Source organism: Lysobacter sp. CA199, from assembly GCF_052078715.1.
Taxonomy (GTDB): Bacteria; Pseudomonadota; Gammaproteobacteria; order Xanthomonadales; family Xanthomonadaceae; genus Lysobacter.
The window spans coordinates 107,745-129,484 of sequence record NZ_JBQJIL010000007.1 but is presented as its reverse complement, the minus strand read 5'-3'; the positions used below and the strand labels follow the sequence as shown (position 1 = coordinate 129,484).

Sequence of the window (21,740 nt, the reverse complement as noted above, 5' to 3'; positions counted from 1 at the left end):
TCGCTCATGCTCGGCGCTACCGACGACAGATCGATGACCAAGCACCGGGCCGCGTCCGGCATCGCGCCGCGGCCTCAGGCCGAAGCCAGCGCGGCCATGCGGTCGGCGATCCAGCGCTCGGCGAAGCCGTCGAGCTGCGCGTTCTCGAGAAAGCCGCAGTGCCCGCCGCAAGACGCCACTTCCAGCCGCGCGTTCGCCGGCAATTCCAGTTCGTGGAAACCGGCCAGCGGAATCACCGGATCGTCGGCGGCCATCAGGATGCTCACCGGCACCTGCAACTGCGCCAGCCGCTGGCCGGCGACCGAATAGCCGTCGAAATAGCGGTCCAGGGTGCCGAAATCGGTGTGCCGCTCGACCATCCACTGGGTCAAGGGCCGCATCCGCAGACCCAGGGTACGATCGTCGAAGTCGTGGGTGGTCGGGAACAATTCCCGCTTGCGCGCCAGCGAATCGCGCCATTTGCGCTCGAAGTACCACAGGTACATCGGCAACCCGGTTTCCATCGATTCCATGGTGCGCGCCGGATCGAGCACCGGACACACCGAAGCGACGTGAGCCAGCGGCAGCCCGGCCTCGGGCGCGCGCAGGGCCAGACGCAGGGCGAAGTTGCCGCCCAGCGAATAACCGGCCACCGACAGCGGCCGCAGCGGAAAGCGTCGCGCGATCTCGGCGGTGGCCTGCACCACTTCCTCGATCCGGTTGGAATGGAACAGGCCTTCGTTGAGGTGATGGGTGTCGCCGTGATCGCGGAAGTTGAGCCGGAACACTTCGAAGCCGCGCGCCAGCAACTGCGCCGCGGTCAGGCGCATGTAGTTGGAATCCACGCTGCCTTCCCAACCGTGCAGCAACAGCACCAGACCGCGCGGCGTGACGCCGGGCATGGCGCTGTGCAGGCCGTGCAGGCGCACGCCGTCGGCGGTTTCGATCAGATGCGGTTGGGTATGCGCGCCCATCTGCGCGAAGCGGCGTTCGGCATTGCGCCGGCGCAACGGGCTGGAGCCGAGCATCGACTGCACGTGCGCGTTGCGCAGCCAGCGCGGCGGTGCGTAGTCGGCGGCGGTCAACATGGGCTCAGCTCGCCATCGCCTCGATGATCCGCTGCCGCGCCAATTCGGCGATGCGGCGGCGGCCGTCGGCTTCGCCCGGGCCGATCGGAATCAGGAAGTGCACTTCCGCCACTCGCCCGGGCTCGCCGAGCAGACGCAGGAAGTTGGCGAAGAAGCTTTCCTTGCCCTGGAACGCGACAACGGCCTGCGCGTCGCCGCGCTCGCCGTAGCGCAGCGCCACCGGCTGCACCGGCACGCCGGCCTCGACCGCGGCCAGGAAGATGCGCGCGTGGAACGGGCCGATCTCGCGACCGCCGCGGGTGCCGCCTTCGGGAAATACGCCGACCGAATGGCCCGCGCGCAGGCGCGAGAGCATTTCGTGCAGCACCCCGCCGAGCGACTCGGTGCTGCCGCGGTGATGGAAGATGGTCTGTCCGCGCGCGGCCAGCCAGCCCACCACCGGCCAGCCGGCGATTTCGCGCTTGGCCACGAAGCCCATCATGCGCTGGCTGTGCAGGATCTCGATATCGACCCAGCTGACGTGATTGGCGACGAACAAGGTCGCCCCGCGCAGCGGCGTGCCGACCCGGCGCAGGCTGAAACCGAAGATCCGCATCAGTCCGCCGGCCCAGCCCCGGATCAGGCGTTCTTCCAGGGTTTCGGCGCCCAGCGCGATTCGCCCGGTCGGCAGAGTGATCAGCAGCAGGACCAGCGGCAGGTGGATGAGCAGGTGCCATACCAGCAGGGGCACACGGATCAGGTAACGCAGCACGCGCGCGGTCGATGCGCCGGAGGGCGCGACCGCGCCGGCGTGGGGAGGCGGCGCATTCATTGTGTGCACGATACCGAAGCGCCGTCGCAGCGGCCAGCGGCGATTTCAGAGACGGACGGTGTTTGAAACGCTTTGGTGAAAATTTGACCGCTCGTTCTGGGCTGAATGGGATGGGGGCGGGCTTAGCCTCGCAAAGCAAATCCCCCTGCCCCGCTTTTTCAAAGGAGGAAGGCGATCTGGGGCATTCGAGGAGGAACCGCAGCGGCATCCGAGCCGCTCAACCCATCCACCTAAACGCATCCCACCCGAGGGATTCCCCCCTTTGAAAAAGGGGGGCAGGGGGGATTTGCTCTTAGCGTCCCCCAGCGCCCTCAATTGGACGAAGCCGCCACCGCCCCCGCCGAAGCCGCCGCGCGATCGCGCAGGCCGACCTTATGCCCGATCTTGGCGAAGTACAGGATGTACAGGTAGCACGGCACCATCAGCAGCAGGAACACCAGCTGGAAATCCAGGTGCTGCTTGAGCACCGCGTACAGCTGCGGAACCACCGCGCCGCCGGCGATGCCCATGATCATCACCGCCGAACCGACCTCGGTATGCCGGCCCAGGCCGCGGATGCCGAGCGGGAAGATCGCCGGCCACATCATCGCGTTGGCGAAGCCCAGTGCGGCGACGAAACCCACCGACACATAGCCGTGGGTGACGAACGCGCCGATCGTCAGCAGCACGCCCAGCACCGCCGACAGGCTCAGATAACGCTCCTGCGAGATGAAGCGCGGGATCACGATCAGACCGACCACGTAGCCCACCAACATCCCGCCCAGGGTCAGCGAGGTGAAGAACTTGGTCTTGTCCAGCGGCAGGCCGAAGCTGTGGCCGTAGGTGCCGATGGCGTCGCCGGCCATCACTTCCACGCCGACGTAGACGAAGATGCACAGCGCGCCGAGCCACAGATGCGGATACGCCATCAGGCTGGCGCGGCTGCCGCCGGCATCGGCCGAAGAACGGTTGGCCTCCTCGGCGCGCAACTCCGGCAGCGGCGAGAACAGCACGCCCACCGCGAGCAGCGCCAGCAGGCCGGCCATCATCAGATACGGGCCGTGGATGCTGGCGGCGAAGGTATTGAGCAGTTGCGCCTTGGTCGCCGGATCGGCGGCCTTGACCTGCTCGGCCAGATCGCCCATGCCGTGCAGCACCATCGTGCCGAGCACGATCGGCGCCAGGATGCCGGCGACCTTGTTGCAGATGCCCATCACCGCGATGCGCTGGGCCGCGCCCTCGATCGGGCCGAGGATGCTGATGTAGGGATTGACCGCGGTCTGCAGCACCGCCAGGCCCGCGCCGATCACGAACAGCCCGCCGAGCGCGCCGGGGTACCAGCGCTGGGTGGTGAACTCGCCGAACACCGCCGCGCCGATCGCCATGACCAGCAGGCCCAGGGCCATGCCGCGCTTCATGCCGGTGCGGCGCAGGATCGCCGAGGACGGCACGGCCAGGAAGAAGTACGACAGATAGAACGCCATCGGCACCAGGAAGGCGCCGACCTCGTCCAGATCGAAGGCCAGCTGGGCGAAGGCGATCAGCGGCCCGTTGAGCCAGGTGACGAAGCCGAATACGAAGAACAGCGCGCCGATGATCGCGATCGAGCCGAGATACCGCGGCTGAGCGCTGGCGTTGGAAACCGACATGAGACATCCCCTCCCAGAGAAGCGGGTGACGCCCGCCGCGCGTGCGCCCGTCCCGGTTGACCGGCACGACAAGCGACCGGCCAACGTTGTCACAAGTCACCGCGTCCTGCCAACCGAACCCCGCCGATTCAGCTCAAACCCGCGCCAGAACGTGATCTCCAGCGCGCGACGGTATGTTGCGGCGCATCAATAAAATTGGTCCGAGCGCGCGGTTTGCGCGACCGGATGACAGTTTTTCGCGCGATTGTTGACAACGTTGTCAAACCCAGAGCACTCTCGGCGCCGCCAGGGGGACACCGATGGGCAGCCGTGGAGGGCGCATGCAGTGGTACGGGCTGTTGAAGGCAGGGCGATTGGGGATTGGGCAAGCCATCGGCGCGATCGCGCCGGACGTTCGGGTGCGCGCATGAGCGCTGCGCCCCGGCTCACTCCGGCCGCGCCGGCCAACACGAACACCTTCATCGCCGCCGATGTCGGCGGTACCCACACCCGCGTCGGCCTGGTGCGTCCGGGTCAGGGCGGCGAATCCACCGTGGCCGTGCTCGCTCACCGCAAGTACGTCTGCGCCGACTACCCCGGCCTGGCCGCGATCCTGGCCGAGTTCATCGCCGGCAACGGCGTGGGCGTGGACCGGGTGGTGATCGCCACCGCCGGCGTCGTGCTCGACGACGAGGTGGTCAATTCCAATCTTCCCTGGCGCATCTCGCTATCGCAGCTGCGCAGCGAACTGGGCCTGCACGAAGTGCTGGTCATCAACGATTTCCAGGCCAACGCCAACGCCGCCCAGTGCATGGCGCCGGCCGACTCCACGCTATTGACCCCCGGGGTCAGCGAATCGGACGCCACGCCCGGTCCGGTGCTGGTGATCGGTCCGGGCACCGGTCTGGGCGCGGCGGTACGCATTCCATACGGCAAGTCCACCGTGGTGCTGCCCACCGAACCGGGCCATACCGCGTTCGCGCCGGGCAACGCGCGCGAAGTGGAGATGCTGCGCCTGGCGCAGCAGCGCGGTCAGACCCACGTGCCGACCGAATACTTCGTCTCCGGCCCCGGGCTGGTGAACCTCTACAGCGCGTTGTGCACGCTCAGCGGCGTGGAGGCATCGCTGCGCGCGCCGGCGGCGATCACCGAAGCGGCCCGCCGCGGCGAAGCGATCGCGCGCGAAGCGGTGCTGACCTTCTGCGCGCTGCTGGGCAGCGTGATCGGCGATCTGGTGGTGATCAGCCGTGCCCACGCGGTGTTCATCGCCGGCGGCATCCTGCCGCAACTCAAGGACTTCGTGCCCGACAGCGCGTTCCACACGCGGATGCTCGACAAGGGCGTGATGCGTCCGGTGCTCGAGCGCGTGCCGGTGCGGCTGATCGAGAACGAACGCCTCGGCGTGATCGGGGCGGCGAGCTGGTACCTGGAGCATCTGGCGCAGACGGAGCAAGACGCTCTCGCCGCGCCGCGGCAACACCCGCAGTAAGCACGCGGCGTGATCGCGCGAGCGCGAAGGCGCATGCGCGATCGCGGTCTCGCGCAAAACATCGCTGCATATCGCTGCACATCGGGCAACGGCTTGCCCGAACCGGTTCTGGAACATCCAGTTGCACGCCCAACTAAGCAAAACCGGACTTCGCGACGAACTGGGTCTGTCCGGTCGATCGCCGAGCCACCCACCGCCGAGGGAGGAGTAGCCAATGAAAGCAAGCAAAACCATCCTGTCCGCCAGCATCTTCGCGGCACTGACGATGGGCCCCGGCATCGCGCTCGCGCAGCAGGCGCAACAGACCGAACCGGCTGCGACGCCGTCGCAGGACGCGACCGACATCGACGCGGTGGTAGTGCAAGGCATTCGCGCCAGTCTGCAGAAGTCGCTGGAGACCAAGCGCAACGCCGACGCGGTGGTGGAAGCCATCACCGCCGAGGACATCGGCAAGTTTCCCAATACCAACGTCGCCGAGGCGATGACGCAGATTCCCGGCGTCACCATCGACCGGCGTTTCGGCCAGGGCGAACGCGTCAGCATCGACGGCACCGATCCCAGCCTCAACCTGACCTTTCTCGACGGCCATCCGCTGGCGCAAACGCCATGGCTGCACGGCGAGCAGCCCAATCGCGGCTTCGACCACACCCTGATCGCCTCGGAGCTGATCGGCCGCATGGAAGTGTACAAATCGCCGGAAGCCAAGCTGCCCGAAGGCAGCCTCGGCGGCACCGTGCTGATGCATACGCGCAAGCCGCTGGATCTGGACGCCAACACCTTCAACGGCACCCTGGGCTACAGCTACAACGATCAGGCCAGCAAGGGCAAACCCAGCGTGTCGGGCCTGTACAGCTGGAAGAACGCGGAGGAAACCTTCGGCTTCAACGTCGCCGCGCAGCATTACGAAGAACGCGTCGACCGCCAGGGCGTGGAGATCTTCAGCTACGTCGCGCCGTCGACCTATCCCAACGCCGCAAGCCAAGTGCCGGCCGACGCGCGCGTGCCGAATTTCGTCAACGCCGCCTGGTTCCAGCAGGACCGCGAGCGCGACAGCGTCGCGCTGAATCTGCAGTACAAGCCGACCAGCGCGCTGGAGTTCAACCTCGACACGCTCTACATCAAGGAAAGCTTCGACAACTACAACCAGTCGGTCTACAACTTCCTCAGCGATCGCGCCGGCTCGGTCGATCAGCTCAAGCTCGGCGCCAACAACGTGGTGACCAGCGGCCACTCCGGCCCCGACGCGCGGGTGTTCTACGACGCCAACGCGCGCGTATCGGAAGTGGAAACCAAGGGCGTGGACCTGCGCGGCAGCTTCCGCGGCGACGGTTGGAAGATCGACGGTCAGGTCGGCACGAGCAAAGCCACCAACGACAACATGCGCACGTACTTGCTGCAGTCGACCTACACCGGCGCCTACCGCTGGGACATCGGCAAGGGCGTGTTCTTCGACGACGTCACCGGCTCTCGCGATCCGCGCAACTGGGGCGCGACCGATTCGATCGGCAACGTCAACTTCTTCCAGATCGAAGCCAAGGACCAGTACGCGCAGGTCGATTTCAGCGTCAACTTCAACGGCTTCTTCAACCAGCTCGAAGTGGGCCTGCGCCGGCACAAGCACGAGGAGTCCAACAGCCTCAACGTGTTCGACATCGCCGCCGACACCACCCTGGCCGATATCGGCACCTCGGGCTACACCGACATCCTCAAGGAATTCGGCGGCTTTTCGCCGAGCCATGCGCGCCATCTGCAGCTCAGCCGCAGCGACGTGATCAACTGGGTCAACAGCCGCAACATCGATTATTCGTTCAACAACAGCGACGCGGGCAACTACCTCAACAACACCTTCCACGTCGAGCAGACCAACACCGCGGCCTATGCGCAGCTGAACTTCAGCCACGACCGCCTGCACGGCAACGTCGGCCTGCGCCGGGTCGAGGCCGACATCCGTACCAGCAGCTACGAGCTGGGCGGCGCGCAACCGGTGCTGCCGGCGCAGGCCGGATGGTGGACCACCCGCCGCAACAAGAACGATTACCTGCTGCCTTCGCTCAACCTGGTCTACGACCTGGCCGACGACTGGGTGATCCGCGCCAGCGCGGCCAAAGTGGTGGCCTGGGCGCCGTACCGCCAGCTGGTGGATTCGACCTTCCTCGACAACGGCCTGCTCACCGGCACCGGCGGCAACTCCAGGCTCGATCCTTACGAATCGAACAACTTCAACGCCTCGCTGGAGTGGTACTTCGCGCCCGAATCGGCGCTGGCGCTGTCGGTGTTCTACAAGGACATCAGCAACTTCGTGAACCTGGACAACGGCGTGGAGCGCAACTTCAACTCGCTGCGCGACATCGATCCGGCGCGCTGGAACAGCGCCCTGCTCGGCCGCAACGGTTGCACCGCCGACGGCTTCTGCGACTACGCCGTGCTGCGTCCGCGCAACGGCGGCGCGGCGACGATCAAGGGCTTCAATCTGGGCCTGCAGATGCCGTTCGGCGAAACCGGCTTCGGCTTCACCGGCAGCTACACCTATGCCAAGGGCAAGAGCGAACAAGGCGACGAGCTGCCGTACCAGTCCAAACAGTCGGTGACCATCAGCCCGTACTACGAGAAGGGCGCGTTGACCGCGCGCATCAGCTACGGCTGGCGCAGCCATTACCTGGCCGGCGGCTACGTGGCCGGCGCGCCGCCGGCGAGCGTGGACGACTACACCGATCTGGGCGCCAGCGTCGGCTGGGCGTTCAACGAGCACCTCACCGCGCGCCTGGACGCGCAGAACCTGCTCAACGAGAAGTACACGCAGTACCTGGGCGACAAGAGCCTGCCCTTGAACGAGTACACCAGCGGCCGTCGCTACATGGCCTCGCTGAGTTTCTCGTTCTGACCCGGCATTCGTCCGCGGCATCGCCGTGGACGAAGCGGTAAACGACGCGCCGCCGGGCATTCCACGCGGCGGCGCGATCGAAGCAGCAAGCGCGGGACCAGCGCGCGCCGGCGACGGCGAACGCGCCACCGGCTCCGCCGCGCAGTCGGCAACACGCAACGCCGGACGCGGCTTCGCCCGCGACCGGAACGGATCGGATCCAGACGTTACGCATCGAAAAACCGGACTTCGCGACGAACCGGCCACCGGACGATCGCCGAGCCATCACCGCCCGAGGGAGGAACAGTTAATGAAAGCGCGCAAGACCATCCTGTCTGCCAGCATCATCGCGGTATTGTGTATGGGGCCCGGCCTGGCGATGGCCCAGGACGCCCCGCCGGCGAACGCGGGCCAAGCCACCGACCTGGACACGGTCGTGGTCACCGGCATCCGCGCCAGCCTGGAAAAATCGCTCGACACCAAGCGAGCCAACGTGACCGTGTCCGAGGCGATCACCGCCGAGGACATCGGTAAGTTCGCCAACACCAACGTCGCCGAGGCGATGTCGCAGATTCCAGGCGTGGTCCTGGATCGGCGCTTCGGCCAGGGCGAGCGCGTCAGCATCGACGGCACCGATCCCAGCCTCAACCTGAGCTTCCTCGATGGACATCCGGTCGCGCAGTCGATCTGGCTGTACGGCGAGCAGCCCAACCGCGGCTTCGACTACACCCTGCTTGCGCCGGAAGTGCTCGGCCGCTTGGAAGTGATCAAGTCCTCCGAAGCGCGCCTGACCGAGGGCAGCCTCGGCGGCACCGTGCTGATGCACACGCGCAAGCCGCTGGACATGGACGCCCACTCCGTCGCCGGTTCCTTGAGCTTCAACAAGAACGATCAGGGCGGCGACACCCGTCCCAGCGGCTCGTTGATATACAGCTGGAAGAACGCCGACGAGCGCTTCGGCTTCAACATCGCCGCCCAGCATTACGAAGAGGCGGTGGATCGCCAGGGCGTGGAAGTGTTCGGCTACGTCAAGGCCAACACCTTCCCCAACCAGACCGGTGCGGCCGCGGGCATCGACGTGCCCAACTTCGTCAACGCCGCCTGGTTCCAGCAGACGCGCGAGCGCGACAGCGCCAATGTCAATCTGCAGTTCAAGCCCAGCGACGAACTGGAGTTCAACCTCAGCGGCTTGTACATCAAGGAAAGCTTCGATAACTACAACCAGTCGGTTTACAACTTCCTGACCCAGCGTCCGGGCGCGGTGGATCGCATCACCACCACCGGCGGCGTCGGCGCCGGCGGCCACAGCAACGCCAACCCGGTGTTCTACGACAACAACGTGCGCGCCTCCGAGCCGACCACCAAGGGCGTGGACCTCACCGGCAAGTTCCAGACCGACCGTTGGGGCGTGTCCGGCCAGGTCGGCCACAGCAAGTCGGAGAACTCGCTGGAGCAGTGGTTCATCGAGCCGGTGTACACCGGCGGCTACAGCTGGGACCTCAAGCGCGGCCTGACCTTCGATAACCCGGCGGCGGCCAGCAACCCGGCCAACTGGGCCGGCGACGGCTTCATGGGCAACTACGGCGTCATCGACACCGAGACCAAGGACACCTACGGCCAGCTGGACTTCAACATCCGTTTCGACAGCGTGTTCAACAGCCTGCAGTTCGGCGTGCGCCGCGGCAAGCACGAGGAAGACTATCGCCAGAACGTCTACGTCGGCCTGCCGGTCGCCGATCTGGTCACCGTCGGCACGATCAACCCGGCCAACATGCGCGATCTCAACGCCGGCTCGGGCCGTCACGTCCAGGTCGGTCGCCAGAACGTGATCGACTACGTCAACCAGTACCGCGACATCCTGCGTCCGGACGCCGGCAGCTTCCTCAACAACACCTACAACATCGAGCAGAACAACACCGGCGCCTATGTGCAGGCCGACTTCGCCACGGGCGGTTGGCGCGGCAATCTGGGCTTGCGTTATGTCGAGTCCAAGACCGACGGCTTCGCCTACGAGCCGGGCGGCGCGCCGAGCTTCGACAACCTGGCTTCGAAGGAACGCCGCACCTCGAAGAAGCAGGACTTCGTGCTGCCGTCGTTGAACGTGGTCTACGACACCGGCAGCGACGTGCTGCTGCGCTTCGGCGCGGCCAAGGTCGTGGCCTGGGCGCCGTACAACCAGCTGGTGCGCAACACCTTCCTCAACGACAACACCTTCACCGGCACCGGCGGCCGCGCCGAGCTCGATGCCTACGAGTCGACCAACTACAGCCTGTCGGCGGAATGGTACTTCGCCGAGCAGTCGGTGCTGGCGGCGTCGGTGTTCTACAAGGACATCGGCAACTACATCCTCAGCGTTTCCAACATCGAGCGTCAGTTCAACTCCAACGCGCAGACCGCGCCGGCGTTCTACCAGTCGCGCATCGTCGGCACCAACGGCTGCACCACCGACGGTTTCTGCGACTACAGCATCACCCGTCCGGAGAATGCCGGTAAGGGCAAGGTCAAGGGCTTCACCGTCAGCTACCAGCAGCCTTTCGGCGACACCGGCTTCGGCTTGACGGCGAACTACACCTATGCCGACGGCGAAGGCGCCAACGGCACCGACCTGCCGTATCAGTCGCGCGACGCGGTGGCGATCAGTCCGTACTACGAGCACGGCCCGCTGACCGCGCGCGTGAGCTACAACTGGCGCAGCGACTACCTGGCCGGCGGTTACGTGGCCGGCGCACCGCCGGCAAGCGTGGACGACTACGCCGAGCTCGGCGCGAGCGTGAGCTGGACCTTCGACGACCGCCTGACGGTCGCGCTGGAAGGCATGAACCTACTCGACTCCGAGTACAAGCAGTACCTGGGCCGCGAGGAACTGGTGGCGCAGCGTTTCCACACCGGCCGCCGTTTCATGGCCTCGTTCCGTTTCAAGTTCTGATCGGCCCGTCCGGCGATCGATGCGGCACCGCGCGCGCCGGCTGCGAAGCCGGCGCGACGCGACGACGAGCGATCGTTCGCGATCGCGCCGTCGGTTGTACCTGAAGCCCGGTACTGAGGTGCCGGGCTTCGTTGCTTTGAGGGATTTGGAATTTGGAATTTGGAATTTGGAATTTTGGATTCGGGAATCGGGAATCGGGAATCGGGAATCGGGAATCGGGAATGCTCGCACTTCCGCTACAAGAGTTCCGACTGATGCAACGAGGTTTTTTTGTGGGAGGGGCTTCAGCCCCGACGCTGTCCGATCCGACGCTGCGATTCTTGCCGAGCGTCGGGGCTGAAGCCCCTCCCACAAAAGACCTCGCCGCATCCAGGCCCTCGAGCCACCGCGCTCGCCCGTAACTCCTCGGACCTCACGAGCCAAGCAAACAGCAATTCGGCCCGCTGCAACAAGACCCGCCGCAGAGGGCTTCCACCCGCCCCAAACGAACACCGCGCGAATGTCCACATCCGGCCCGTTCGCCCGACCAGCCTTCCATGGAGTCAGTCCACGATGAAGACGCGCACGACCCGCACGCTGCTCGCCACCGCCACGCTCGCCGCCGCGCTGGCGGCCTGCACCGAACCGCCGGCCGCCGATCCGGCTACCGCGACGCCGTCGTCGCGCAGCGCCGATGCCGCCGCCGCGCCGCGCGCCGCGGCGCATCCCACCTCCATCATTCCGCGGCCGGCGCAAACCACGCCCGGCCAGGGCGCGTTCGAATTCGGTCCTACCACCGCGCTGCAGGTCGCCGCCGGCCAAGCCGGCGCGCGCAAGGTCGCGGAGTTCTTCGCCCGGCAAGTGCAGGCGCTGCGCGGCTTCGAGCCGAAGATCGGCGAAGGCGCGGGCGCGGCCGGCGCGGTGTCGTTCGAACTCGTTCCCGATGCGAAGCTCGGCGATGAGGCCTACACGCTGGAGATCCGCAGCGACGGCGCCAAGATCAGCGCGCGCAGCGAGGCCGGCCTGTTCTACGGCGCGGTGAGTCTGTGGCAACTGGTCACCGCCGACGGCGGCAAGGGCGCGGCCCGGATCGCCGCGCAACGCGTCGAGGACGCGCCGGCGTACGCCTGGCGCGGCTTGATGCTGGACGTGGCGCGGCATTTCCGCAGCGTCGATGAAGTCAAGGCTGTGCTCGACCAGATGGCCCTGCGCAAGCTCAACACCTTCCACTGGCATCTCACCGACGACCAAGGCTGGCGCATCGAGATCAAGCGCTATCCGCGCCTGACCGAAGTCGGCGCCTGCCGTGTCCTGGCCGGCGCCAACGGCCGCGACGCGCAGGGCAAGCCGGAGCAGTACTGCGGCTTCTATACTCAGGATCAGATCCGCGACGTGGTCGCCTACGCCGCCGCGCGCCACATCACCGTGGTGCCGGAAATCGAGATGCCGGGACATGCGCAGGCCGCGATCGCGGCGTATCCGAATCTCGGCGTAACCGATTTTCTTCGCGCAGCCCCGCCGGTATCGCCGGACTGGGGTGTGCACACCTACTTGTTTGGCGTCGACGATTCCACCTTCACCTTCCTGGAGAACGTGCTCGACGAAGTCGCCGGCCTGTTTCCGTCCAAGTACATCCACATCGGCGGCGACGAGGCGGCCAAGGACCAATGGATCGCCTCCAGGCAGATCCAGGCCAAGATCAAGTCGCTGGGCCTGAAGGACGAGATGGCGCTGCAGAGCTGGTTCGTCGGCCGCATCGGCAAACACCTGGAAGAACACCGGCGCGTGCTGCTGGGCTGGGACGAGATCCTGGAAGGCGGCAAGCTGCCGACCAACGCGACGGTGATGTCCTGGCGCGGCGACGAGGGCGCGTTGCAAGCCGCGCGCGAAGGCCACGACGTGGTGGTCGCGCCCGATCGCAAGCTGTACCTGGACTACGTGCAGAGCGATCGCGACGACGAGCCCAGCGGCCGCTTCCCGGTCAGCACCCTGCACGCGTTCTACGAATTCCAGATGATCCCCGCCGGCCTGGACGCACAGCAGGCCAAGCGCGTGATCGGCGCACAGGCCAACTTGTGGGTCGAACACAAGCCCACTTACGAATTGGTGCAGAAGGCGCTGTACCCGCGCCTGGACGCGCTGTCGGAAGTGGTCTGGTCGCCGGCCTCCACGCGCGACTGGAACGATTTCCAACGCCGCCTGGCGCCGCAGTTCGCGCGCTACCGCGCCCAGAACGTGCAAGTCAGCGACGCCGCCTACGCGGTCGACTTCAAGGTCCACGACGGCCAGCTGGCGCTGTCGAACCAGACCGGTTTCGGCCAGATCCGCTACCGCACCGACGGCGGCGAGCCGGACGCGAACTCGCCGGTGTACGCGCAACCGCTACCAGCCAAGCCGCCGTTGGACTTGGTCGCCACCACCTTCCTCGACGGCCAGGCGATCTCCGCGCCGCGCCGCTTCGGCGCCAAGGAGCTGGCCAATCTCAGCGAACGCAACAGCGCCACGCTCAAGCCCTGCCGCGAAGGCTACAACCTGCGCCTGGCCGACGATGCCGCGCGCGACGGCGGCCGCGACGGTCCGCGCGCCGCGCTCACCGTCAACCTGATCGACCCGTGCTGGATCTACCCCGCCGCTGAGCTCGACGGCGTCGCCACCGTGCAGGCCACGGTCGGCCAAGTGCCGTACAACTTCCAGCTCTGGCACGACACCGACAAGATCGTGACCCGCCCGGCGACCCTCGGCGGCTCGCTGGAAGTGCGCCTGGACGACTGCAAGAGCGAGCCGATCGCGCGCCTGCCGCTGGAACCGGCGCGCAAGTCCGACGGTCTGACCACGCTGCAGGCCGCCCTGCCCAAGCTGAGCGGGCGCCACGATCTGTGCTTCGTCTTCGCCAGCGGCGGGCACGACCCGCTGTGGGCGCTGGACCGGGTCTCGTTGAAGCCGGCGCAGTAACCCCACGACCCGCACCGGGGCTTCGCGGCCCGGTGCGGGTCTGCCGCGGCGCGGGCGGTGAACCGCGTCGCCGCCAGCAGCCCTGGGTCGGCCAGGCATCGCCGCTGATCACCTTCGGCGAACAATTTTTGTGCGCCGATTCATGAATTTGGTCATCAGCGGTTAGCATGTAGCGGCCCAAGGGGGACCCACCACATGCCAATCCGCAACCTGCTGTTGGCCACGGCGCTCGCCGCGGCCCTGGCGTCCGGCACCGCCGGCGCGCAAAGCCTGTCCAAGCCCAACGAGTTCTATTTCGACGCCGACGCGCAGACCGTCAAGCCGGTGATCGCCGTGCGCGAGACCGGCGAGGCGGCGATGGAACGCCTGGCCAAGATCCTGGAGCGCAAGCCCAACGCGCCCACCGAGGCCGCTCAGCTCGCCCACCTGGCGATGCAGGCCGGCCGCAACGAACTGGGCCGTCAGCTCTACGCCCGCGCGCTGCGCGAGATCGACAGCGGCAGCAGCTACTGGCGTTCGATCAATTGGAACTACGCCTGGGATCTGTACCGCAGCGGCGCGTTCGACGAAGCGTTCAAGCAATGGGTGACCCTGCACAACGCGCGCAGCGTCAACGCCGCCTGGATGCCGCCGACCTACGCCGTCGCGCTGTGGTCGCTGGGCCGCAAGGACGAAGCGGTGCAGTGGTACGCCGCCGCGGTGCGCACCGAACCGGACCAGTGGCGCGACGCCTCGCGCTATGCCGAGTTGCTGCCGCAATGGCGCGCGGCCGATCGCGGCACCCTGGCCGAAGTGCAGAAGGCCTGGGCGATCGATCCGCCGACCTGGCCGTAAGCCCGGCCCGCTCGAAACACCTGCAACGGCCGCGACCGACGTCGCGGCCGTTTTCGTCTGTGCCACCCGGACGCGGTCGTCGGTGAGCGCAGCTGTCAATGAACGCTTATGCCGTCACGACGCTGTCGCATCGGCGTGGCTGACCTGCTGCCGCGTTCACACCGCGCGGGCGTTGCGCTGGGTAACGTCCATTGCGACCGCTCGTCGCCAGCCTTCCCGTTGAACCAGGGACGCGGCTAAAGTCGGCCGTTCACGACCGGACCCGCCGCGCGGCCGGTCTGTCGCTGGCCAGCGCAGGCGGGGATCGGATGTCCATATCGGCACTGAGCGTCCTGGTGGTCGAAGATCACGGCTTCCAGCGCCGCATGGCCCTGCGCCTGCTCGCCGAACTGGGCCTGGAACGCCTCCACGAAGCCGCCGACGGCGCCAGCGCGCTGCGCCTGCTGCGCAGTCAGGCGCACGCGCCGGACGTGGTGATGGTCGATCTGGACATGCCCGGCATGGACGGGATCGAGTTCATCGATCATCTGGCGCGCGAACACCTGGCGCGTTCGATCCTGGTGGTCAGCGCGCTCGATGCGGCGCTGTTGAACACCGTGCAGACCATGGCCCGCGCCTGCGGCCTGCGCGTGCTGGAGGCGGTGCCCAAGCCGCTGACCAAAGCCAAACTGCTCGCCGCCCTGACCAGCCTGAGCCAAACCAAGGCCGACGTAGAAACCGAGCCCCCCGGCGAAATCCTCCCCACCGACCTCCAAACCGCCCTGACCAACGGCGACATCGTCCCCTGGTTCCAACCGCAGGTGGAACTGAGCAACGGCCGGGTGATCGGGGTGGAAGCGCTGGCGCGTTGGCGGCGTGCCGATGGCCGGGTGGTGCTGCCGCAGCATTTCGTGCCGCTGCTGGCCGCCGCCCACCTGCTCGATGAGTTGACCGAACGCATGCTCGCCCAGGCCTGCCGCTGGAAGCGCGACTGGGACCGCGCCGGGCTGCGCCTGAAGCTGTCGGTCAACGTCTCGGCCTCGACCCTGGACGACGCCGGCGCCGCCGACCGTTACCAGCGCATCGTCCGTGAGGCCGGCGTGGACCCTGGCGAGATCGTGCTGGAACTGACCGAAAGCTCGCTGATGGCCGACGCCGCGCGCGGCCTGGCGGTGCTCGCGCGGCTGCGATTGAAAGGGTTCGGTTTGTCGATCGACGACTTCGGTACCGGCTGGTCCTCGCTGTCGCAGCTCTCGCAGGTGCCGTTCACCGAATTGAAGATCGATCAGGAGTTCGTCGCCGGCGCCAGTCAGCAGCCGCGCAAACGCGCGGTGGTCGAGGCCAGCCTGGACCTGGCGCGCAAACTCGGCCTGGACGCGGTGGCCGAAGGCGTGGAAACCATCGAGGATTGGCAGATGCTGGCCGAGCTGGGCTGCGCGATCGCGCAAGGGCGGTTGATCGGCGACGCGGTGCCCGGCGAGGAACTTCCGGCCATGCTCGGCCGCTGGCGCCGTCCCGAATACTGAGGTGCCGATGTTCGCCTGGCTAGACCGCTACAGCATCCGCCGCCAATTGTGGGGTTTGTTCGCCCTGTTCCTGCTGGCCGGCACCAGCGTGCTGCTGCTCGACGAGTTCGAGCAATACCGCGCGCGGCGCAGCCTGCAGACCTTGCAGGACGACGCCCTGCTCGGCCTGCGCCTGATCAAGACCATCTCCGACGCCTACGGCCTGGATGTGGTCGATACCACCTTCCGCGTGCGCAACAACCTGGTCGGTTGGGACGAAGGGCTGACGCGGGTGGACAGCGCCGGCCGGCGCATCGATCGGGCCTGGCAGCAGCTGCAATCGCTGCCGCATTCGGCGCAGGAAATCGAACAACTGCACGCCGCCGCACAGGCGCGCCGCACCGCCGATACCGCGGCGATGGAATTGCGCGACATCCTGCGCCGGCGAGACCTGCGCATGCTCGACGATTTCGCCGACCACCGCCTGTACCCGGCGATCGATCCGTTGACCCAGCGCATGCAGGTGCTGTCGGATCTGGAGATGGTCCAGGCCGACAAGGTGGTGCGCGCCGACATCGTGCGCAGCGAGCGGATCAGCATGGTGCGCATCGCGGTTTCGGTGCTGGCGCTGCTGATCGCCCTGCTGGTCGGTCGGCGGGTCCTGCGCAACGCCTCGCGCGGCATCGACCAGCTGACCTGGCTGGCGCGGCGCATGCGCGAGCACGACTACACCGCCGCGCCGGGCGAACTGCCGGCGGGCGAGTTGGGGGTGGTGATGCAGACCTTCATCGAGATGCGCCGCGACGTGCTCGGCTTCGAAACCGAACTGACCGGGCAACTGATCCGCAACGAACGCACCCGCGCCGAACTCGAACGCCGCGAACGCTTCCAGGCCTCGCTGCTGGATTCGGCGCAGACCGCGATCCTGGCGGTGGATTTCGAGGGCCGCTTCACCCTGGTCAACCCGTTCGCCGAACGCCTGCTCGGCATCCGCGAGGCCGAGGTGATCGGCCGCGAGCGTCTGCATTCGGTGTTCGAAACCCGCGCCCTGCAGACGCTGGCGGTGGAGTTGAGCACGCAACTGGGCCGGCCGGTGCCGGCCGACTGGACCGCGCTGCGCGAACTTGCGCGCGGCCTGGCCGCGCCGCGCGAAACCCGGCTGCGCCACCGCAACGGCACCTGGGTGCCGGCCCTGGTCGCGGTCTCGGTCACCGGCGGCGGCGAGGACGAAGCGCCGGGACTGCTGGTGATCGCCGCCGACCTGAGCGCGCTCAAGCGCCTGGAACGCGCCCTGCGCGCCAGCGAAGCGCGCGCGCAGGACGCCAGCCGCGCCAAGTCCTCGTTCCTGGCGGCGATGAGCCACGAGATCCGCACGCCGATGATCGGCGTCACCGGCATGATCGAGGTGCTCTCGCATTCGCGGCTCGACCCCGAGCAGCGCCACGCCCTGGACGTGATCCAACAATCTTCGCAGTCGCTGCTGCGGATCATCGGCGACATCCTGGACTTCTCCAAAATCGAAGCCGGGCGCCTGGAACTGGCGCCCGAACCGGTGGATCTGCCGGCGCTGCTGCGCACCACCGTGGCCGGGTTTCTCGGCGCGGCGGCCAGCCGCGGCGTGCAGCTGAGTTGCCACATCGACGAGACCGTGGCTCCGGCGCATGTGGGCGATGCGCTGCGGCTGCGGCAGATTCTCGGCAATTTTCTCTCCAACGCGGTCAAGTTCACCGAACGCGGGATGATCCAGGCCGCGCTGGAATACCAGGGCCCGGCTGAACCGCGCGAAGGCGAGGACGCGGCGCGCGACCGGCTGTGCCTGCGCGTGACCGACACCGGCATCGGCATCAGCGCCGAACAGCAACAACGGTTGTTCGAACCTTTCCAACAGGCCGAAAACGACACCAGCCGCCGCTACGGCGGTACCGGCCTGGGCCTGGCGATCTGCCGGCGACTGGCCGCGCTGATGGACGGCGAAGTACTCATGCACAGCGAGCCCGGCGTCGGCACGACGATGCGGTTGCTGGTCGCGCTGCCGCGCGCGGCCGCGCTCGCGCCCGAACCGACGGGGTATGTCGCAGCCGGCGAAACGCTGCAGCCGCGCGCGCTGCCCGATCCGGCCAGCGCCGAACGCGAGCGCAGTCTGATCCTGCTGATCGACGATCATCCGACCAACCGCCTGGTGATCGCGCGGCAGCTGGCGCTGGCCGGCTACGCCTGCGAAACCGTGGCCGGCGGCGAGGAGGGCCTGCAGCGCTGGCGCAGCGGTCGCTACGCGTTGGTGCTGTCGGACGTGCACATGCCGGGGCTGGACGGCTACGGCCTGGCGCAGGCGATCCGCGCGGAAGAAACCCGCACCGGCATCGGCCCCGGCGATACGCGGCGCACGCCGGTGATCGCGCTGACCGCTTCGGCGCTCAAGGGCGAAGCCGAGGCCTGTCTGGCCGCCGGTATGGACGAGTGCCTGATCAAACCGGTCGCGCTGACGCGCCTGGCGGCCAGCCTGCGCCGTTGGTTGCCGCATACCGCCGCGCCGGCCGAACGCGAGCCTTCGGCGCTCGAGGAAGGCCACGACCACACCCGCGTGCTCGACGTCGGCGTGCTGCAACGCCTGCTGGAGGACAGCGGCGGCGACGCGGCGCAGGTGCTGGAGGATTTTCTGTCCGCCAGCGCGCAGGACCTGCACGCGCTGCAGGCCGCGCGCAATCACGGCGACCTGATCGGCGTGCAGCGGCATGCGCATCGGATCAAGGGCGCGGCGCTGCTGATCGGCGCGCAGGAACTGGCCGAGGCGTCGCAAGCGCTGGAGCAGGCGGCGCACGCGCAGGACTGGGGACTGGTGCTGCCGCTGCTCAGCGATGTGGACACCGCACTGGAGCGGTTGCGGCGCTTGCCGCGCTGATTCGCCCCCTGCGCTACGCGCGCGGCCGTGCATGGGAGACGAGCGTCGAACGATGGCCTATGTGATCAAAACCCGGATCGACCGCCCGCGCGCCGAGACCTTCGTCTTCGACGCGCAGAAAACCATGTACGGCGGCAAACGCATCGTCGCCGGCGACACGGTGTACCTGTTCGCCAGCGAGAACGAGGGCGGCAGCGGACTGATCGCGCGCGGCGTGGCGATCGCGGCCGAAGCGGTGGCGCGGCGGCAGGACATCGAACGGCAAACCCCGCGCGTGAGCGTGACCGTGCAACGCACCGCGCTGGCGCGACGGCCGTTGGGGCGGACCGAGCTCAAGCGCCACACCGACTGGGACGACGGCCAGCCCGCGACCGAACTCAACTTCAAACTGTATCGCCAGGCGACCAACAAAATCGTCGGAGTCTCGGACGAAACCGCCGCATATCTGGACGGATTCTTCTAACCTGCGATCGCGGTTCGGGCGCGCGCGCTCATCGGGTCGGCGCCGTGTTCGAGCAGCGCGCGCAGATAGCGCGGGTCGTCGGCCATCGCCGCCAGATGCACCACGGTCATGCAGTCGTGCGCGGCCACCTTCGGATCCGCGCCGGCCGCAAGCAGCGCGCGCATGCCGGCAAGGCTGTGGTGATACAGCGCCCACTGCAACGGCGTGACGCCCTTGGCGCCGCGCCCGTCGACCTGCGCGCCGGCGGCGACCCGTTCGCGCACCCGCGCCGCGTCGCCGGCGGCCGCGGCTTCGGCCAGCTCGGCGGTGCGTGCGTCGGTGACGACTTCGCTGGCTCGCATCGATTGTTTCCCGAAGGCCGTGCCGGTCGCGCAGACATGCAGCATAAGCACGACGAACGCGGCGAGCATGCGCGTATCGGCGCTGCGGGTCAGCCGGCGGATGAGAAGCATGGCGCGAAGCCTCCGCGGAATGAGGACCTGGAAAGATGGCGCGGAAGGCTTTGGATGCTCGCCTTCGCGGCAATGACGGTCCGGTCGGAGGACGCCGGCTTCACAACACCCGGCGCCGCGCCCGCCTCAAGGTCCGCCCGTCTCCACCGCCACTTCGTGCTCCTCCAGCCAGGCCACCACCGCTTCGCGTTCGGCGCGGGCCTGCGGGTTGAGTTTGTCGGCCGGGATCTTGAACAAGAACGCCTGGAAACTGGCGCCCTGGCGATTGCGTGCGCGCGGATCGGCGCCGGCCTCGAGCAGGGCCAGTACCTGGCCGGACGCGTTGAGCTTGGCGGCTTGATGCAGCGGCGTGTTGCCCATGCGATCGGCGCGATCCGGGTCGGCGCCGGCTTTGAGCAGGGCGTCGAACTGGGTCTGGTAACGCGGCGCGGCGGCGTCGGCCAACGGGGTTTCGCCGGTTTCGGCGTGCGCCACGTTCGGGTCGGCGCGATGCGCCAGCAGGATCGTCAGGTATTGCGGGTCGTTGGCGATCGCCGCGCCGTGCACCGCGGTGCTGCCGCCCATGCCCGGCCGCGAGGGATCGGCGCCGCTGTCGAGCAGGGCCTGCAGCCCACGCGGGCTTTGCGCCAGCATCGCGTACTGCAACAAGTTCACGCCGCGGTCGCCGCGCGCATCGGGATCGGCGCCGGCCTGAACCAGCGTGCGCACGCGCGCCGCATCGCCGTCGGCCACGGCCTGCGCCAGTTCGGCGCTGCGCGGATCGGGAAAGGCCTGCTTGGCGTCCATCGCTTCTCCTCGACAGGCGACGCCGGCCAGGATCAGACAGATCGTCAACGCGGGAAGCGTGGCGGCGCGCATGCGTCGATTGTGGTCACCCGCGGCGGCTATGCCAAGCCGGCCCGGTCAATTCCACGGCTGCTGTTCTTTCATCGCCTCGATCACCGGACCGATGGCATGCAGCTCGCCCGGACGCTTGGCCTTGTCGGCCACGTATTCGGCGGTGCGCTTGGCCATCTCGATCGGGTTCCAGGTGAAGTCCGGCGCCTTGGGCGGATCCGGGTCGTCCAGGTTGATCTCGTGGCCCGGCGCGTCGGGAATCCCGTTGACCAGCGGCACGTCTTCCTGCGCGGCGGTGAGCAGTTCGCCGCCGATGTTGTAACGGCGGATCTGGCCGTTCTCGGCATCGGCCTTGACCGTGCCCGGGTCCAGGCCCAGATCGCGCAAGGTGTTGTCGTGCACGCCGGAGGCGTTGAAGGTCACCGCAGCGGTGTCGGTGGCCAGCGCCGCGGTCGCGGCCAGGCCGCCGCCGAGCGAATGACCGATGATCACCATGTCCTCGCCGAAGGCTTGCTGTGCGTCTTGAGCCAGTTGCACGGCCTGGTCGTACTGCTTGTCGTCCCAGCCGATGCCCTGGCGCGCGTTGGTGAGCCAGTCCTTTACGTCGTTGGAGCCCGCATAGGCGACCACGTATTTGCCGTCGCCGTCGGTGTAGATGCCGGCGCGGAAGCCGGTGTCGGAATTTTCCAGCGACGTGGGATCGATCCCGGCCTGGGTCAGCTGCGCGCCATCGAGCCGGGTCCAGTCGCCGACGGTCTTGGTGTCGGGCTTGTAGACGGCCTGCGCGAGCTCGGCCATCTCCAGGTCGATGGCCTGCGGATCCTGGCCGCGCAGTTGCTGATCGAACGAGGCCGGATCCGGCGCGGCATTGGCGGCCGGGTCCGGGCGCGCGGTCACTCCGAGCAACTGCGGGTGATAGCTGGCTTCCAGCGTGAACGGATCGGCCTGCGGCGGCTGCGGCAACACCGCCGGCTGCGCCGTGGGCGACAGCAGCTCGGCCTGGGTTTGCCAGTTGGGTTGAAGCTGGGACGGCTGCAGCTGGACGTTCATCTCGCCTTACTCCCCGATCGCTTGGGGGCC

14 protein-coding genes are annotated in these 21,740 nt (G+C 67.7%); 8 read left to right on the top strand and 6 right to left on the bottom strand.

Features of this window, described 5'->3' with window-relative positions:
• Positions 1-74: 74 nt before the first annotated feature.
• The 3 genes from ACTOWJ_RS13865 to ACTOWJ_RS13855 all read right to left on the bottom strand — a co-directional run bounded on the left by ACTOWJ_RS13865 (position 75) and on the right by ACTOWJ_RS13855 (position 3,506).
• Positions 75-1,064: a YheT family hydrolase gene (locus tag ACTOWJ_RS13865; RefSeq protein WP_441335447.1), complete on the bottom strand. Its 990-nt coding sequence runs from the start codon at positions 1,062-1,064 to the stop codon at positions 75-77.
• A gap of 7 nt (positions 1,065-1,071) precedes the next feature.
• Positions 1,072-1,878 (bottom strand): lysophospholipid acyltransferase family protein, encoded by an 807-nt coding sequence (locus ACTOWJ_RS13860; protein ID WP_441335216.1) that lies wholly within the window; start codon positions 1,876-1,878, stop codon positions 1,072-1,074.
• Between the two features lie 311 nt (positions 1,879-2,189).
• Complete coding sequence (locus tag ACTOWJ_RS13855; RefSeq protein WP_441335215.1) at positions 2,190-3,506, bottom strand: sugar MFS transporter; 1,317 nt, start codon at positions 3,504-3,506, stop codon at positions 2,190-2,192.
• A gap of 406 nt (positions 3,507-3,912) precedes the next feature.
• Between ACTOWJ_RS13855 and ACTOWJ_RS13850 the strand changes: the two genes are divergently transcribed.
• The 8 genes from ACTOWJ_RS13850 to ACTOWJ_RS13815 all read left to right on the top strand — a co-directional run bounded on the left by ACTOWJ_RS13850 (position 3,913) and on the right by ACTOWJ_RS13815 (position 19,371).
• On the top strand, positions 3,913-4,974 hold the full coding sequence (locus tag ACTOWJ_RS13850; protein WP_441335214.1) for a glucokinase: 1,062 nt from the start codon (positions 3,913-3,915) through the stop codon (positions 4,972-4,974).
• Between the two features lie 214 nt (positions 4,975-5,188).
• Positions 5,189-7,855, top strand: coding sequence for a TonB-dependent receptor (locus ACTOWJ_RS13845; RefSeq protein ID WP_441335213.1), 2,667 nt, complete (start codon positions 5,189-5,191; stop codon positions 7,853-7,855).
• 340 nt (positions 7,856-8,195) lie between these two features.
• The gene (locus tag ACTOWJ_RS13840; RefSeq protein ID WP_441335446.1) at positions 8,196-10,760 is read left to right on the top strand and encodes a TonB-dependent receptor; all 2,565 of its coding nucleotides are present in this window, start codon (positions 8,196-8,198) and stop codon (positions 10,758-10,760) included.
• 552 nt (positions 10,761-11,312) lie between these two features.
• Positions 11,313-13,691 carry a family 20 glycosylhydrolase gene (locus ACTOWJ_RS13835; protein ID WP_441335212.1) on the top strand — a complete coding sequence of 793 codons (2,379 nt, stop codon included), beginning with the start codon at positions 11,313-11,315 and terminating at the stop codon, positions 13,689-13,691.
• A gap of 195 nt (positions 13,692-13,886) precedes the next feature.
• Complete coding sequence (locus tag ACTOWJ_RS13830; RefSeq protein WP_441335211.1) at positions 13,887-14,525, top strand: tetratricopeptide repeat protein; 639 nt, start codon at positions 13,887-13,889, stop codon at positions 14,523-14,525.
• Positions 14,526-14,833: 308 nt separating this feature from the next.
• On the top strand, positions 14,834-16,030 hold the full coding sequence (locus ACTOWJ_RS13825; protein WP_441335210.1) for an EAL domain-containing response regulator: 1,197 nt from the start codon (positions 14,834-14,836) through the stop codon (positions 16,028-16,030).
• Positions 16,031-16,037: 7 nt separating this feature from the next.
• Complete coding sequence (locus ACTOWJ_RS13820) at positions 16,038-18,908, top strand: ATP-binding protein (protein WP_441335209.1); 2,871 nt, start codon at positions 16,038-16,040, stop codon at positions 18,906-18,908.
• Positions 18,909-18,960: 52 nt separating this feature from the next.
• Positions 18,961-19,371, top strand: a complete 411-nt coding sequence (locus tag ACTOWJ_RS13815) for a hypothetical protein (RefSeq protein WP_441335208.1) — start codon at positions 18,961-18,963, stop codon at positions 19,369-19,371.
• Here the strand turns inward: ACTOWJ_RS13815 and ACTOWJ_RS13810 are convergent.
• From ACTOWJ_RS13810 to ACTOWJ_RS13800, 3 genes are all read right to left on the bottom strand, one after another.
• Positions 19,368-19,823, bottom strand: coding sequence for an ankyrin repeat domain-containing protein (locus tag ACTOWJ_RS13810; RefSeq protein WP_441335207.1), 456 nt, complete (start codon positions 19,821-19,823; stop codon positions 19,368-19,370). The genes ACTOWJ_RS13815 and ACTOWJ_RS13810 overlap by 4 nt on opposite strands.
• Before the next feature lie 126 nt (positions 19,824-19,949).
• Positions 19,950-20,681 carry an ankyrin repeat domain-containing protein gene (locus ACTOWJ_RS13805; protein ID WP_441335206.1) on the bottom strand — a complete coding sequence of 244 codons (732 nt, stop codon included), beginning with the start codon at positions 20,679-20,681 and terminating at the stop codon, positions 19,950-19,952.
• 45 nt (positions 20,682-20,726) lie between these two features.
• Positions 20,727-21,710, bottom strand: coding sequence for a hypothetical protein (locus tag ACTOWJ_RS13800; RefSeq protein WP_441335205.1), 984 nt, complete (start codon positions 21,708-21,710; stop codon positions 20,727-20,729).
• Between the last annotated feature and the right edge of the window lie 30 nt (positions 21,711-21,740).

What these genes read in the sequence shown, in the direction of transcription:
- ACTOWJ_RS13850 (WP_441335214.1), top strand. Translation starts at nt 3,913, where the DNA reads ATGAGCGCTGCGCCCCGGCTCACTCCGGCCGCGCCGGCCAACACGAAC.
- ACTOWJ_RS13810 (WP_441335207.1), bottom strand. Translation starts at nt 19,823, where the DNA reads ATGCTTCTCATCCGCCGGCTGACCCGCAGCGCCGATACGCGCATGCTC.
- ACTOWJ_RS13820 (WP_441335209.1), top strand. Translation starts at nt 16,038, where the DNA reads ATGTTCGCCTGGCTAGACCGCTACAGCATCCGCCGCCAATTGTGGGGT.
- ACTOWJ_RS13860 (WP_441335216.1), bottom strand. Translation starts at nt 1,878, where the DNA reads ATGAATGCGCCGCCTCCCCACGCCGGCGCGGTCGCGCCCTCCGGCGCA.
- ACTOWJ_RS13830 (WP_441335211.1), top strand. Translation starts at nt 13,887, where the DNA reads ATGCCAATCCGCAACCTGCTGTTGGCCACGGCGCTCGCCGCGGCCCTG.
- ACTOWJ_RS13815 (WP_441335208.1), top strand. Translation starts at nt 18,961, where the DNA reads ATGGCCTATGTGATCAAAACCCGGATCGACCGCCCGCGCGCCGAGACC.
- ACTOWJ_RS13845 (WP_441335213.1), top strand. Translation starts at nt 5,189, where the DNA reads ATGAAAGCAAGCAAAACCATCCTGTCCGCCAGCATCTTCGCGGCACTG.
- ACTOWJ_RS13805 (WP_441335206.1), bottom strand. Translation starts at nt 20,681, where the DNA reads ATGCGCGCCGCCACGCTTCCCGCGTTGACGATCTGTCTGATCCTGGCC.
- ACTOWJ_RS13835 (WP_441335212.1), top strand. Translation starts at nt 11,313, where the DNA reads ATGAAGACGCGCACGACCCGCACGCTGCTCGCCACCGCCACGCTCGCC.
- ACTOWJ_RS13800 (WP_441335205.1), bottom strand. Translation starts at nt 21,710, where the DNA reads ATGAACGTCCAGCTGCAGCCGTCCCAGCTTCAACCCAACTGGCAAACC.
- ACTOWJ_RS13825 (WP_441335210.1), top strand. Translation starts at nt 14,834, where the DNA reads ATGTCCATATCGGCACTGAGCGTCCTGGTGGTCGAAGATCACGGCTTC.
- ACTOWJ_RS13855 (WP_441335215.1), bottom strand. Translation starts at nt 3,506, where the DNA reads ATGTCGGTTTCCAACGCCAGCGCTCAGCCGCGGTATCTCGGCTCGATC.
- ACTOWJ_RS13840 (WP_441335446.1), top strand. Translation starts at nt 8,196, where the DNA reads ATGGGGCCCGGCCTGGCGATGGCCCAGGACGCCCCGCCGGCGAACGCG.